The sequence below is a fragment of the Maribacter polysiphoniae genome (assembly GCF_003148665.1).
Classification (GTDB): domain Bacteria; phylum Bacteroidota; class Bacteroidia; order Flavobacteriales; family Flavobacteriaceae; genus Maribacter_A; species Maribacter_A polysiphoniae.
In genome coordinates, this window is sequence record NZ_QGGQ01000004.1 from 376,085 (window position 1) to 392,087 (window position 16,003).

General features: G+C 40.6%; 11 protein-coding genes. 2 read left to right on the plus strand and 9 right to left on the minus strand.

Annotated features, from left to right (window positions below; all coding sequences use genetic code 11):
* Positions 1-163: 163 nt before the first annotated feature.
* Both LX92_RS11460 and LX92_RS11465 read right to left on the minus strand, forming a co-directional pair.
* Positions 164-1,024, minus strand: a complete 861-nt coding sequence (locus tag LX92_RS11460) for a glycerophosphodiester phosphodiesterase family protein (protein WP_109650629.1) — start codon at positions 1,022-1,024, stop codon at positions 164-166.
* Between the two features lie 54 nt (positions 1,025-1,078).
* Positions 1,079-3,283, minus strand: a complete 2,205-nt coding sequence (locus LX92_RS11465) for a hypothetical protein (RefSeq protein ID WP_109650631.1) — start codon at positions 3,281-3,283, stop codon at positions 1,079-1,081.
* 326 nt (positions 3,284-3,609) lie between these two features.
* Here LX92_RS11465 and LX92_RS11470 point away from each other — a divergent pair, with 326 nt between their 5' ends.
* Positions 3,610-5,583, plus strand: coding sequence for an FG-GAP-like repeat-containing protein (locus tag LX92_RS11470; RefSeq protein WP_109650633.1), 1,974 nt, complete (start codon positions 3,610-3,612; stop codon positions 5,581-5,583).
* A 74-nt stretch (positions 5,584-5,657) separates the two neighbouring features.
* Here the strand turns inward: LX92_RS11470 and LX92_RS11475 are convergent, their stop codons facing one another.
* The 5 genes from LX92_RS11475 to LX92_RS11495 form a co-directional block, all read right to left on the minus strand.
* Positions 5,658-7,904 (minus strand): ligand-binding sensor domain-containing protein, encoded by a 2,247-nt coding sequence (locus LX92_RS11475; RefSeq protein WP_109650635.1) that lies wholly within the window; start codon positions 7,902-7,904, stop codon positions 5,658-5,660.
* Positions 7,905-8,085: 181 nt separating this feature from the next.
* Complete coding sequence (locus LX92_RS11480; protein WP_109650637.1) at positions 8,086-9,489, minus strand: purple acid phosphatase family protein; 1,404 nt, start codon at positions 9,487-9,489, stop codon at positions 8,086-8,088.
* A gap of 84 nt (positions 9,490-9,573) precedes the next feature.
* Positions 9,574-10,563 (minus strand): Gfo/Idh/MocA family protein, encoded by a 990-nt coding sequence (locus LX92_RS11485; protein ID WP_109650639.1) that lies wholly within the window; start codon positions 10,561-10,563, stop codon positions 9,574-9,576.
* Between the two features lie 46 nt (positions 10,564-10,609).
* Positions 10,610-12,088, minus strand: a complete 1,479-nt coding sequence (locus tag LX92_RS11490; RefSeq protein ID WP_109650641.1) for a sodium:solute symporter family transporter — start codon at positions 12,086-12,088, stop codon at positions 10,610-10,612.
* 27 nt (positions 12,089-12,115) lie between these two features.
* Positions 12,116-13,009 carry a dihydrodipicolinate synthase family protein gene (locus LX92_RS11495; RefSeq protein ID WP_109650643.1) on the minus strand — a complete coding sequence of 298 codons (894 nt, stop codon included), beginning with the start codon at positions 13,007-13,009 and terminating at the stop codon, positions 12,116-12,118.
* Positions 13,010-13,148: 139 nt separating this feature from the next.
* On the opposite strand from LX92_RS11495, the gene LX92_RS11500 reads away from it, so the two are divergent.
* Complete coding sequence (locus tag LX92_RS11500; protein WP_109650645.1) at positions 13,149-13,997, plus strand: AraC family transcriptional regulator; 849 nt, start codon at positions 13,149-13,151, stop codon at positions 13,995-13,997.
* Between the two features lie 30 nt (positions 13,998-14,027).
* Here the strand turns inward: LX92_RS11500 and LX92_RS11505 are convergent, their stop codons facing one another.
* On the minus strand, positions 14,028-14,678 hold the full coding sequence (locus tag LX92_RS11505; protein WP_109650646.1) for a hypothetical protein: 651 nt from the start codon (positions 14,676-14,678) through the stop codon (positions 14,028-14,030).
* Positions 14,679-14,730: 52 nt separating this feature from the next.
* On the minus strand, positions 14,731-15,999 hold the full coding sequence (locus tag LX92_RS11510; protein WP_109650648.1) for a hypothetical protein: 1,269 nt from the start codon (positions 15,997-15,999) through the stop codon (positions 14,731-14,733).
* Between the last annotated feature and the right edge of the window lie 4 nt (positions 16,000-16,003).

The window sequence follows — 16,003 nt, forward strand, 5'->3', positions numbered from 1 at the left end:
TAAATAAAGCCAAACCCTTTTATAGAACGAAAGGAATTGATATAGAATGATGCACCATTTCCTCATGGGCATGGATAACTTATTTGGCAACTTCCCTAGGAATCAAATAGACGTCCAATTCCCCAATATTATTAAAACCCATTATTGCTTATGGATTTTTCAATTACTCATGCAACCCTTTATGCCTCAACAATTGCAACAACATTTCGGGCTCATCTGTCTGTATGATATTCACACCATGTTTCAGTACCTCCCGCAAAGCCTCTTCCCCATGTCCATAGCGAATTTGGGCATCAAACTCCCCCAAGGTATTCATCCAAATTCTTGAATTGTTCCTTTTTATCAAATCGCCAACCTCTTTACTATTAAATTTTTTATCAATATGTATAACGGGCGGCGCAAACTTTACAATGGCCGAATCTGCCATTTTTAATGAATAAGCCCGAGGCATCAATTGGGCCGATCTTCGCAATGTTTTGATCCTGTCCAATTGATCATAGTCATTATCAAAATAAAAGACTTCATTGTGGGTGCCTGTTTTTTCCACTGCCGCCAGAATACCTTCCACATTATCGGTTTTCATATCCACGTCGACCATAATCTTTCCCTTGGTTACTTTTAAAAACTCTTCAAAGGTTGGTACAGTTTCTTTACTTATCCTACCATAAGGTGCTTTAAGTTTATACTTTCTGATTTCAGCCAAAGTCAAATCCTCAACCTTGCCTTTTCCTGTAGTGGTTCGATCAATACTTGAGTCATGCATTAAAACCAAATAGCCATCTTTTGTGGTTTTTACATCAGCTTCGATAATATCAACACCTAATCTAATGGCTTGCTTTGCCGACGCGATAGAGTTTTCAAAATTATCCATATGTGCGCCCCTATGGGAAGCCACCATCACGATATTTGAATTAGGGTTATTAAAAGCCTTTAAAGTTTCCGGTAAATCCGTAGTTGTTCGGGTGCTCGCGCAAGCCATGAAAAAGAAGGCAAAACCCACTACTAACAATTTAAAAAACCTCATAAATTCACTATTTATTTATTATTATTATTGGTGTTATATTTCCATTAAAGCATACTATTCCTTGACCGGAGCACTGATTGCTTCGGCATAGCGACCTGCCCAATAGGGCAACAGGTAAATGTAAGGTGCATATTCCTGCCTGGCATTCCCCCCATTATTCTTATATGCCCCATTATGCTTGTGTAGTACACGCTCATCACCAGGTAACACTTCAGAATACGTTTGGCTTCTAAAGTTAGGCTCGATCATAATCAAGTCCTTACGATGGCTATTGTCAATTTTCCAGTCGATCAAATCCATTGGGAACTCCCGTAAATTCCATGCAGACTCCTCGCTATCAATAGTTGTACTACCAGTTAACGCAAAAAGATAATTCCACAATGGATTTTTCTCTGAACGCTCAACTTCCCAATGACTCTTAACCGTTTCAAAATGCTTTTTCCGTTGTTCTTCTGTAAATGAATAATTCACAAAGCCCGGTATGGTTAAAAAATACATCTCATCATCAGAATGATTCCAACGATCACTTAAATCCTCACCTTCAACATAACCAATTGTGGTAGCAGGGCGATTTGCATTTTCATCATAACCATATCTCTTGATTAATTTTAGGGCCGCCTTCTTGTATTTTTCGTCTTTCGTAAAATGATATGTCGTTTGCAAGAAGGACAGTATAAGGGTAGAATTCAATCTTCTATCGCCCACATTTATCGGAAAACTATTTACGTATTTGGGGTTCCATTTGCCCCAGGCCGTAGGTTCACCATTCCAATCGACCAAATACCAATTATTATCCATAATATGGTCCATTTGAATCTTAAGTTGGTGTATTGCGCGATCTCTCCATTCTTGATCGGGAGCCAACTCCGCAAAAAGTGCATGGACATAGAAATGCCCACAGGTTTCATCACTACTTGTCGTAGATTTCCATCGCCATTTTCCATCAGGGGTCAATCGCCAAATCCTACCGTTTTCGGCTACATGTTTTTTATACCATTCCTCTGAGAATCCGTTAGCATGCAATCCTACTTCGTAACCATCCCGTTCAAATGATCTTGCCGGAAAACCATGCATGGGGGTAATTGCCGTCAGCCTTTCCATAGCTTCAAAGGCCTCATATGCATTTTGCTTTGCATCCTCATCCTTTGTAACCGCATAGCGATATAACTCCCCCGCCAAATACATCGAGGTCCATAAGCCATCATTATCGGTATCATGGTAATACCCTGACGTAAGATCGCCTGGAGTCTTCAACTCAAGATTAACGGTTAAACCATATCGAATATGACGCAAACGTTGGATTTTTTGGAAATAATCCGCTTTTTCAGCGAGGGTCATCGACACAAAATTTATTTGTGATAAGCCCGTTTTTGTAGCGATCAACACGCTATTCTCCGGCCCTTTTGCTATATCAATCACCACATCATCAACTAGCCAACGTTTTGATGCATAATAGTCATACTTGCCATCTTCACGTAATTTGAATGCTCCTTTTGTAGACCCAAACCACAGTTGTTCATTAATGTTGGTGATGCTTGTGATTTCCGTCCATGGTAATTTTTGATTGATTTCACCCGCCTTCAAAGGATTGCCAGACAAGGTAATGACACCATTACCCGTACCTAACACAATACCATTTTCAGAAAGTGCAAACGCAGTAAGATTTGAACCTGAATAAATCTTCTTTAGTTCCGGTTTTTCGGGTACAATTTCATATAGGGCATTTGCTGTCAACATTAAAAAACGATTCCCCCGTTTATCATATTTTAACGAGATAGGATGCAATTCGTTTTCTTTGGTTTCCCAAATTACCTTCCCTTCCTTACCTATCAATTTTAGTGCATTTATTGAAGCGACCAAAGCCTTGAAATCCGAACCAATGGCAAAATGGGAAGCTGTTGTCAAACCATGTTCTACTTCATACGTACCGCCCCAAGCATTACTCAAAACAGAGGTATCCGTTAAATACACAAATTGATCTTGATAATTATCAAAGGCAATAATATTCATATCCGTCAAGGGTCTGTATTGCAGATCCAAAGACAATTCATTCCCAAATGCATTTAAGAGTCCATCAGCAGAAAGCACTTTAATCGCCAAATTTCGATCGCTTTCCACTTGCCATAAGGCAGTACCCCCAATAGTTTCCTGTAGTTCATATTTCACAGCATAATCTTGAAGATAGGGTGTATCTGTATACTGCTGCGCATTTACAACAATTGAAAAAATAAGACCCACAACAACTATTAGTTTTCTCATAATTTATAGAATTAAATCAGTCAATAAATTTACCTATATAGCGCAGGGCTTGTTTCATCATTATTGATTAAAATACATGGAATTTTGACCTATGTGTTAAAAATAACATTTCAATAAATCATTATAAATATTTTCTTGTTTCAAACAAAAAATCAATAATATAAGACAAATATGACCTATTTATAAGGATGATTGAAGATACCCTCTGATTATTCCAAATTAAGAAAACAACAAAAAAGGTTAAATTTCCATATAAAAATATCAAGAATCCTGTTGTAGTATCGTGTAGGCATCACTATTTTTATTCAAACTTGAATCCACAGACCATGCATTGGAACAAATCACTTTTATTAATTCCCTTTTTCCTGATTCTAGCTTATGTCGTAAGTGATGAACCCCAGATAAAGACATCAAATAGTTCGCCTAAATTTGAAAGGTTGGCATACAATAATCCGGACTTGACCGTAGATCTTGGTGTGGGGCTTTGGGCCTCACCATTACCTATGGATTATGACAATGATGGGGATTACGACCTATTGGTTTCCTGTAGTGATGTGCCTTTCAACGGAATTTTCTTTTTCGAAAACACAAGCGGTGATTCATTTCCCGTTTTCGCCCCGGCCGTCAAGGTTAGCGACAACCCTATCAAACATATCCAAGTATCCTATGTAAATGGTGAACCTCGTTTCTTACGTCCAGGGGAGGAATTGACAGATTTTAAAAACACTTTTGCCGATACATCCAAAGCACTCTACCCAGGGGATGTTTTTGATAAACTCCATAATAACATCCGATTCAATCAATGGAAATATGTCGATTATGAGAATGATGGTGATCTGGATATCATTGTCGGAATTCAGGATGGTGAGGATTATGGTTGGGATAATGCCTTTGACGACCATGGTGTTTGGACCAACGGACCGCTCCATGGTTATGTTTATTTAATCGAAAACGTAAACGGTACCTACGCATTGAAGGATAAGATTGTTGCAGGTGGAGCCCCGATTGATGTTTACGGTGCCCCTACCCCAAACTTTGACGATTATGACAATGATGGTGATTTGGATATTATTTGTGGGGAATTCATGGATAAATTCACATGGTTCGAAAATATCGGTACAAGGGAAAATCCAAAATATGCCAAGGGTATGTATTTGGAAAATGAGAGTGGGATTATAGCCATGGACCTTGAAATGATCCTGCCCGTTTCTTTGGACTGGGACAAGGATGGTGACATCGACTTGGTTGTCGGGGACGAAGATGGCCGGGTGGCCTATGTAGAAAACACAGGAAAAACCAAGAATGGCATGCCTGTTTTTAACGACCCCAAGTACTTTCAGCAAAAAGCGGAACATGTAAAATTCGGTGCACTGGTCACTCCGTTTAGCACCGATTGGGATGATGATGGTGATGAAGACCTTATCTGTGGCAATTCCGCAGGATATATTGCATTTATTGAAAACCTAGATGGAAAGGATACCCCAAAATGGGATGCCCCAAAATTATTGTCCGCCGATGATGAAACGATCAGGATCCAAGCTGGTGAAAGTGGTTCCATTCAAGGTCCCTGTGAAGCTAAATGGGGCTATACGACCTTGTCCGTAGAGGATTGGAACAATGATGGCTTAAAGGATATCATCGTAAACTCGATATGGGGAAAAGTTGTTTGGTATGAAAATATAGGCACAAAGGGGAACCCCAAACTTGGTGCTGAAAAACCCATATATGTGCAATGGGAAGGTAAAACACCCAAACCTGAATGGTATTGGTGGGATCCCGAACCCAATACTTTGGCCTCCCAATGGCGCACCACGCCCACTGTTATCGACTGGAACAAAGACGGACTCCAAGATTTGGTTATGTTAGACCCTGAGGGATATTTAAGCTATTATGAAAGATTCAATAACGGAAATAACCTATTATTGAAACCTGGCGAACGAATCTTTCACTTTGCCAATGGCACGTATGACCGAAAGAACAACCGAATTGGAAATGCCAATGGTCCGCTACGTCTCAGTGAAAAAAAATACGGTAGTAGTGGCAGGCGAAAGCTTGCTTTTGGTGATTGGGATGCCGATGGGGATATCGATATTTTAGCCAATGGCATCAATGCGGTGCTATGGGAAAACGTTGGACAGACCCATGGGAAGGTCGAATTCAAATTCAAGGGAAACTTATCAGACCTGAAATTAGCGGGCCATTCCACTAGCCCAACCTTGGTGGATTGGGATAAGAATGATATACCCGATTTGCTTTTGGGTGCCGAAGACGGTTATTTATACTATTGGAAAAACGACTGATCTTTTTATCTTACCTACTTGAGGATATGACCTTCAAAAGTCGATAGTGGAATTTGCACCAACCACTATTCCGATTATTGTATCACCTCAAGATAACGCCCCATCCAATACGGTAAAAGCCAATATACAGGTTCTAGTTCCTGAGAGGGGTCCCCACTTGTCGCTAAATAAGGATTGCGATCCCAACGAACAGTCCGGTATTCACTCGGTGGACGTAAGGCCACTTGTAATTCTTCCAAAATCGGTGCTCGTACCGTTTTGAGGTCTTCGCGTTTAGAGTTGTCTATATGCCAATCGACAAGATCTAAAGGTGCATCTTTCAAAAAACCGATGGAATTTTCCAGTTCCTCTGTATTGTCGGCCAATAGGTTGTAGGTAAAATTCAGAAATGGACTTTTGGCTTTCCTATGCTTTTGGAACCATTGTTCCATATGGTCTCGATATTCCTTGCCAAGCTTTGGATCCTCTTCATAATCGATCAAGATCGGATACATATACAAGGCCAAATAAATATCAAAATAAGTCTCCCAAGCTGGATTGGTGTTGTGCAACATTTTGGCATTTTTTAGATAGCCTTGATCTTCAATCAGCTTCAAATATTCGCTTTGGTACTTTTCATTTTGGGTTATATGGTAGGTGAATTTAAGGAATGCGAGTAATTCCAACGAATTCAATGCCCTTTCCGGCGCCCATTCGGGATCATGGTTCAACAACTTGGGAGACCAAACACCCCATTTTGTGCGCTGTCCATCAACATCTACCAGGTTAAAATCGTTTCGTATCAGGTGATCCATGATCTTACTGAAATGTTCGGCCACCCGTTTCTTTTCCTTCTCATCGGCCACCAGATTATAGTACCAATAGTATCCGAACAAATGACCACAAAGTTCATCACTGCTGGTGTCTCCCTTCCATTTCCATTTTCCATCCTTGGACACATGCCATCGCTCTTCCACCGGTTTATGCCTTGGGTTATCAATAAGGGCTTCGGCCATTTCCCGATCGGTGTAGGTGCGGTTCATGTCATGTGATCGCTCCCATGAAACGGGGATTATGGTTCTGGCAAAAAAACCATCAACTTCGGTAACCGTTCTCAAATAATGCAAAAAATCAAATGCCTTTTTGGCCCGGGTCTTGGCCTCAGGGTCTTTAGTGACAGCATATCGAAAAGCTTCCATCGCCAGATAATTAGAGGTAAACTCACCATCATTATCATCATCATCAGGTTCGATCGACGCCGTATCACCAGGAATCGTCAATTTGGACCTCGCAATGATCCAGGGTTCCCGAACATGACGCTGAATTAATTTATCATAGAAAAAATCTGATTTTTCCTTTAAGGTCATTTTCTTGTTCTTTATGGCACTCACCCCATTGGAAGTTGCGATCCAAGCGTTTCCATCTTTATCAAAAGTGATATCCCTCACTTCATTCGAACGTAGCCAACGCTTGCTCAAACGTACCGAATACGTATCTTTCGCCGGTTCAAACCTGGTAATCCCATAATCGGTACCCACCCACATTGTACCGTTTGGCGCTTTTTTAACCACATTGACGTGGGCATTGGCAATGCCATTTTCCGGCCTTTTATCGCTTATTCTTCGTTCCCCGTTCCTAATCGTGACACCCCCCATACAAGCAACCCATAGATTACCTTTCGCATCAAAATCCATTCCCGTGACATAGGCACTGATCAGATCGTCATTACCCTGAAACACCTCGGTTTTTTCATCCGTACAATGATAGAGTCCCACATCGGTCCCTATCCAAAGTCCCCCATTGTTATCTGATAAGGCAGCCCGAATACTTCTGGCTATCCCAAAGTCCTTTTTAACCCAATCAGTAGTATCAAAATACCATGAGCCATAAGGCCCCAAGGCATAAATCCCCTCATTTGCCACAACTAATTTAGCTATCGGTGGTTGAGGCCCCTCTATCTTTTGAAGTCCGGTGGTATCACCCATATAGACCCCATCCCAGGTAGCCAGCCATACTTTATGATCTAGTCCGATGGCAACATCATAAGCCGGACCTTTTGTCTCCCCTTGGATACCAAGCACCCAATCTTTGGAGCTTTCCTGTTTAAAATAGACCCCATCTTTTGTGGCAATCCAAATAGTGCCATCACCATCGGTTTCAATCGCCCTTACATCCTGTGCCTCTGCATTTCCGCCGGCAACCTCATATCCCTCATGATATTCTTGAACAAACGGAGTATCCTCATAAAACAATTTATCCCCGGTCTGGGTTACTTGTGTTTTATAATCATCATTCTTACACGATATAAAAACGAGGATTAAAAATAAAATCGATTTTCCCATAATTCAAACGGTATTTAGGCCTTTTAGAAATATTACGGATTCAACATGTATCCGAAGGTACCAAACCGGAAAAACCGATTTGTTTTTAGGTGTAAGGAAAGTTATCACTACTTTATAAATGGATATAAGAAGACTTTATAACGGGGTTTCAGGGCCATCTTCCTTTTTCCTAAACCTTAAATTATTTAGGCGCCACAAAGTCACTTTTCAATCGTATAGGACTGTCAGGCACTTTATTTATCAATTTCTTTTTACCTTTCTTTTTTATAATCTCAAAGGCATCATAAAGCGTGCCTATGGGCGTATAGGCCCCATAGGTTATAGAATTCTTGGACACTGTGATAATTTGAAAAAGTTGGGTATACTCCCCTCTTCTCACCATCCATTCCTGGTCTGCCGATTCATACATTTTTGGGCCACTTACAGATACGGCATAAACAGTACCGGCATCTTTCACTACCGTTAAACCTTTACCTTCATTCTCAGGAAAACCCCTTGCATAGGTATGATCATGCCCCTGTAACACTAAATCTACCCCATATTTATCGATCAACGGTTTTATAGCCTCCCTCAACTCCCAATTATCCCTGCCCTCTTTCGTAGAATACACTGGGTAATGTGTTGTTATGGTTATCCATTTTTTGGTGTTTGACTGTAAGACGGAATCAAGCCATTTTACTTGGGCTGTTCGTGCCTCCATACTTTCGTCAAAACCCTCGCTATCGATGGAAATCAATTTCATGTCTTGATAATCAATGGCAAAACACGTTTCTTTCAATGCTTCAATCGGCCCGTTTTCAGGAAGGGTGAACTGTGGTCTCCATAAAGAAGTTAGTACCCCATCCCTATATTCATGGTTGCCTGGCGTCATAACACTTGGCACTGTGGCGTGAATAAAACTACCTGCGTGAAACCATTCGCCCCATTCCAAATTCGCGTCCCTATCATTTATCAAGTCTCCGGCATGCAACATAAAATCCACCTGCGGAAACTGACGGTATGAATTACGGATAACCCTAGACCATAATGATTTTACATGGTTCTGGGCGTCACCAAAATAGATAAAACTAAAAGGTTTTTCCATGTCGGTCCGAGCGGTTGTGATTTGAAACCATTCGCTCCAATAACCATTATCCTTCTGTCCATTGCCCACTCTATACACATAAGTGGTATTAGGCTGTAGACCATCGATTTTTGCCGAATGATAGGTTGCCTTAACAAGGGGTTCATTTCTATTTTGGTTTTCAAATAGTTGTGAAACCGCTTTGATTTGTCGAACCTTACCCAACAAAAATTCAGGGCCATCAGTGGCCAAAGCCACCTCTACCACTCCATTCGGTACTTGTTGATCGGTACGCCAGTTTACGGCAAAGCTATGTGCGGCATCCTCAGTAAGGTTCGAAATAATACGATCCGGTGTACTTGATGGAAAAATCAATTTATGCGCTGGGGTAGCATAGTGTTCCATATAGTGTGAATGACCACTGTGTTCTTCTCCATTGGCATGCCGATGTTGCGCCTGTAGCGTAAAGTTCAACATAAACGTTATCACAAAAACCGTAAGACTCTTTAATGTTCCCATCATTGATTTTATTCTATTTTCAAAACTATTTTAAACTTGGTTTAAAACCAATATCCATATTGCAACTTATTGTTAACGCTACTCACCTTAAATAGTAACACGACTACCCAATCTATGGCTTTCGTGTAATTTCCCTATTACGGTCAAGTTATCAATGGCATCATCCAAAGGTACCGGTGTTGCCTTATCTTCTAATATAGCCAATGAGAAAGCATCGGCCTGCAATGTATATTGATCACAAATTTCAAATTCAATTTCCGTTATTACCTCATCCTTTGTCAACCACATTTTAGACGGTCTATCGTTAGGCGGATTAAAAGGAATCTCAAATCGGATACTGCCTTTTGTACCGAAAATTTGGGCCTGTTGTGTATAATCCAATTGGGTTGCACAAAAGAAAGTGGCATTCCCTTGTTCAAATTCAAGGATTCCCGAGGCTAAAATATCCACTTCATATTCCGGATGGTATTCAATGGAGGCCATTACACTTTTCGGCTCTTCCCCAAACAACAATCGGGAAATGGAAATGGAATAACATCCAATATCCATCAAACTCCCCCCACCAAACGATTTCCTATTGGTAATGCTTGTGGCATCGTCATCAAAAAACGAAAACGAAGATTGTATCGTCTTCAAGGTGCCTATTTCCCCGGAATCAATCAGTTCCTTGGCTTTAACCCATTGTGGATGAAATTTATACATAAAAGCCTCCATCACTTTAAGCCCTGGATTCTTTTGGGCTTCATCCTGTAATCCCAAAACCTCTTTGGCATTCATTCCCGCCGGTTTTTCAACAAGCACATGTTTTCCGGCCTTCAAGGCTTTGATGGCCCACTCCACATGTAAATGGTTTGGCAGGGGAATATAAACAGCTTCAATATCAGCGTCATTCAGGAGTTCTTGATATCCTTCATAACATTTTGAAATACCGAATTTTTCTGCAGTTTTTTGGGCCTTGACCTTATTTCTTGAGGCTATGGCCAACACATTGCAATACTTGCTTTTAAGCATTGCCGGAATAACCTGCTCCACTGCTATGGTCGCTGCTCCCAACACCCCCCATTGTACTTTCTCCATTCTAAAGTATATTATTATTTGCTGTTATACGATATACCCTATGATCTTATTTACCCCTTTTATTGGTTACCGCAAATAAAAGCGACAATACAATAAGTCCGGCTGTAGCAACGGCCCCGATTATTATAGGATCAAGTGTACATTCGAGCCAATCCAATTGGGGTGATAGGTTTCTTAAGAAAGTACCCCAAATGATAATCAAGATACTAAAAACAACAGCGGTAATTCCCTGCCAAGGTTTGATTTTAACATTAAAGATGGCCAAAAGGAACAGTCCAAGGATTCCCCCTCCGAAGATTCCTGAAATCTGCCACCAAATATCAAGTGCACTCTTGGCGTTGATTAACAACAAACTGAAGATTATTCCGAGTATGCCCCAAATTACGGTTGTCCATCTTAAAAACCCGATACTACTTTTTTCAGAGGCATTGGGTCTAAAATACTTCTTATAATAGTCCAAATAAAGTACCGTTGCCGAAGAATTCAAGGCCGAATCGACCGTACTCATCGATGCGGCAAGTATGGCCGCGATGATAAGTCCCTTTAACCCTACAGGTAATTCGGTCGCAATGAAGTATGGAAAAACCTCATCGCCCTTTATGATTGATGGGTCAAGAACATGTCCCCCCCCTGCATAAAAAGCGAACATTGCGGTTCCTATATAAAGGAATATGGCGGTTAGGGGTAAGTAGATGAGCATAGCGATCCATACCGATCTTTTAGCTTTTTTCTCGGTGGCCACCGAACTATATTTTTGTGTATAGTTTTGGTCGGCCATTAAATTTCTGATGTTCTCGGTAACCCCGTATATCACCATTACCAAAATAGTACGGCTACTCAATGACATGGAAGTGTCACCTAAACTGAATTTATTCGCATCAAAGGCATTTTGAATCAGGAAATCGGGTTTTGAAAATACTTCGGTCGTTAATATGTAGGCGCTAAAAAGCAACCCTCCGATCATAATAATCGACTGTAGTACATCGGTCCAGATTACAGCTTCCATGCCCCCCATTAAGGTATAGGCAATGGTGAGGACCCCAATAATCAAAATCAAGGTACGTATATCAATATCAATAAAGGAAGTCAGTAACAGGGAGGACAAGTATAGGATTACCGCCGTTCTACCCACCATAAAAAGCACAAAGGAAAAAGAGGCATATATACGCCCCCAATCCCCTATTTTCTCCTCAAGGTATTTATAAACTGAAATAATCTTATGCTTTCGATAATGAGGAATAACATATTTGGTCACAAACCAAGCTACAGGTAAGGCCGTTAGGGCAAAAATCAAAGGATGCCAATTATCGTCAAAGGCCTTACCAGGCACCGCAATATATGAGATACTACTGGTGTAAGCACTCATTACGGCTATACCGGCTGCCCATGCAGGAATACCCCTACCAGCCACCATAAACTCCTCAGAGGTTTTGGTCTTCCTTAAAAAATAAATTCCCATTGCCACCATTATCAATCCATATAAGATCAATATAACCGTGTCAATCGTTCCAAGTTGATAATTCATAAGCTTCACTAATTAATCAACGATCTTTTATATTTCGTTCATATATGATTTGATTTTCTCTCGATCCCCATTTTCAAACCTTCGTAAGGGTAATGCCATATGATCTTCACAGATGTCCATTACCGATAATGCACTCTTAATTCCTTTGGTTACCCGTGATTCGTATTTACCCACACTATAAATCGTGTCGTAAATATACTTTACCTTTTTATTAAGTTCATCAATAACCAAATGGTTATTTTGAACCGAAGCGTTATAAAGATCCACAAATAGTCCAGGTACAAAATTGGCCCCACCGGCTACGGCACCATGTCCTCCTTTTCTAATGGTTTCCGATAGAAAAGATTCGGTACCCACAATAATGGGGAAGTCGGGCGAGTCTTTGAATTCCTCGATCAACGAATTTAAATAACCCATATCGCCAGAGCTATCCTTTATACCTATGGCTCCAAGTTCCTTCGCTCTCTTAACCGTTTTTATCGTTAAATGTATTTTGGTACAGCTCGGCATATTATACATCATAAAGGGCAATGGAAGTTTAGGGGCCAAACACTCTAAATATTCGATCATTTCATTCTCCGATATCGGAAAATAATAGGGTGGCGCCACCACTACGGCATCCGCCCCGGCTTTTTTGGCATGTTCGGCAATGTCAAGTGATCCTAAAAACGACGTATCGGTAATACCTACCAGGACAGGAATCCTACCGGCCACGAATTTACAGGAATATGAAATCAATTCCTTACGCAATTCATAGGTCAAGCTGGGTCCTTCCCCATTGGTGCCAAGCAAGAAAATACCATGCACCCCTCCAGAAATCAAATGCTCTATAAGTCGTTGCACGCCATCTATATCCAAATTACCATCTGCCGTCAATGGTGTAATCATCGGTGGAATAATACCCTTTAATACTAATTTCATAGTCCTGTTTTTATCTTTTACAAAGAAAATCGAAACAGAGTTACTTAAACGCAATTATTTTACGCAAATCATATAGTATCTTAACTTAGATATCATTTTTTTTATGTAATATTGAAAATAAGAGTTAAAATAGTAAGATATGGAATTTGTTTTTGAGAAAATTTATGTCCCTAACAACCACTCTTTTATTTCTAGGAAATTGCCGCTATCCTCTGATGCCCGGATACATTCCCACAAGAATTTCGAACTTAATTATATTACTTCGGGTACAGGCAGAAGAATTGTTGGCGATAATATTTCGGGATTTGAAAAAGGTGACCTTGTATTATTGGGTCCTGAGCTACCACATTGTTGGGAATTATTGGATGCTGAAAAAGATGAGGATCCCGCCTGTATTGTAACGCATTTTTCGGAAAATATCATAGATAATGAGTTCTTTAAAATGCCAGAACTCCAAAATGTAGTGGTATTATTGAAACAAGCCAACCGTGGTATTCGATTCAGAACCGAAAACGACAGTGAAATCAGTGAAATTTTAACTGAGCTGTCCCAAAGCGTAGGTCTCGAATATTATATAGGTTTACTTAAGATTTTCAACCTATTGATAAAAATCGAGGATAGGGAAAGACTCTCCAACCCAATGAATCGATCTTCCGTTTTCACCAAAAACATTGAAAAGATCAATAAGGTCTATGAGTATGTATTCTTAAATATCCAAGAAGGCATTAATCTTGAAGAAGCTTCATCGGTATTGAATATGGCCCCGAGTTCATTTTGCAGGTTTTTCAAAAAGAAGACCGGTCTTACGTTTATGGAGTATGTGAAAAATGTAAGGGTCGGAATGGCCGCCAAACTGTTAGCCGAAACAGATAAGCAAATCACCCAAATTTGCTATGAAAGTGGTTATAATAATTTAGCTAATTTCAACCACTACTTTAAAGCGAGTATGGGCAAAACCCCATCTGAATATCGCAAAAACTTCAGGTAAGGCCATTAGCAATAAACAAAGTCACAAAAACTACCTGCGCCCCAAAAGGTTGACCATAAAGCCCATAAAAAACAAAGTAAACGAAAGTAGGCTTATTGGAGGTAATCCTCCATGCCATTGATCGATCCCCAACCATCCTTTGAAGCCCATAAAAAAAACATGGGTACCAAAAAAGAACATGGTACACACCACTATTTTTTTGGACTTCGCAGCCACAATAATGGGATATGCCCGTTTAACCCCTTCCTTAAAACCAAAATGATGGATACCTGCAAGCGTAAAACCCAAAATACCAGCCATAACAATAATACTCCCCTGTAAGGACAGGGTATGATCCGAAGCAAAGAATTTAGGAAAATACCCAGGATTTAAAATTGACATGCTCATTAATAAATGTATTAAAACATAGACAAACCCTATAATACCCATCGATTTTCTTACATGTAAGATCGATTCTGAAATACGCACCCCCAAATTACACATCGGCCCTAACGAAAGGCTACCTATCAACAATACCAATGAGGCCAAAGAAATCCCTTTGTTTAAAACAAATACAGGCACATCCTTCCAAGGTACATTCCCCGCCACATTATAACGTACGATCGCATAGGCTATGCATAGGATCGTTGTTATGCTAATTATTCTATTTTCAATGCTTCTAGTGCTGTAAACAACTTTCATTTCAACTCCCAAATTATTCAATCCCAAGGCAACATAGCTTCAGAACGGTTTTTCAATTAAATCGATTGTGACTATGTGGCAATTCACCATGGATACTAATCAAGATCACTGTACACAGGGCTATAAACGCCAGAAAACCCAATAAATAGACGAACCATTTTTTGCTATTGACCGTATCTGAAACCACATCGAAGGTTCCATAGTTTCCCTTCTTGTACAAAAAATAGATTGCGATTATATTCAACACATATAGATGGTGGTTTAAAATCATATGACCTGCAAACAAACCTTTGATCACATAACTCATTAAGGCGTACAAGCCCAAGTAGGTAAAAAGAAAAAGAGCGGTTTTCTTTTGGTCATAATTTACGTTCTTCAACCGCGTATAAACCAGAACTACGGTCACTACCATTATCGTCGCGGCAAAAATAGTACTCGACAATGCTACCTTCTCCAGATTATCAACCTCTCCCAGTCGTTTTATAAGGTGACCATACGCCAATGATTCGCGATAAACGATCAAGGGCACGAATACAAGGACAATAAATAAGGAGACCCTATTTACCCATGCTCTAGGTTTGGATTCATCCACAGGCCATTTAGAACTGAACACCCCATAGGCCATACCCGATCCCCCAAAGAAACCGATGCTATACTCCATCACGTTCCACATATTGAAATCTATCTCCATCACATTGCCCACCACATGCAGAAAATTCCCGAATGCAAAACCGAATCCCCCGCCAAGTGCGGAAAAAACAGCTACCCTTATGGCTGAATTTCTTTGGTTACGTGCCATATACCAAAGCATGGCAAGACCGGCTCCCAATATGATAGCCCAGGCCTCAGATCGTGGTGGAGTCATTTTAAACCCAATTTGTTCTACCAGAAAATAGTAGGAAATAAGTCCACCAGCAGTCATCTCCGAAACCAGGGAACCCCATCGAACCTTATTCTGTTTGGTATGACCAAGAACCAAACCAACCAATCCACCTCCTAGCAATCCGAAAAGTGCCCCTATGACGAACAGCATCGAAAGACCATAAAAGGCATTTGGGAAATTATCGGCCCGGCCGTAACCCACGACCTGACCATAACTGATCATACCTCCGGCACCCCACCCTACAGCGGATGCCAGGGCCACTAAAACCATTTTGGGATACCAATCTTTCCTTTTTGCTGCCAAAACCAGGGCTAGCCCTCCGATGGCACCCGCCCATGCAGCACCTTGTTCATGACCGAACTGACCCCTGATGGCCCATGCCGTTGCGAGCGACATGGCCACTATCAATATACCAAGACCTTCTTTTTTTATATTCATCCTT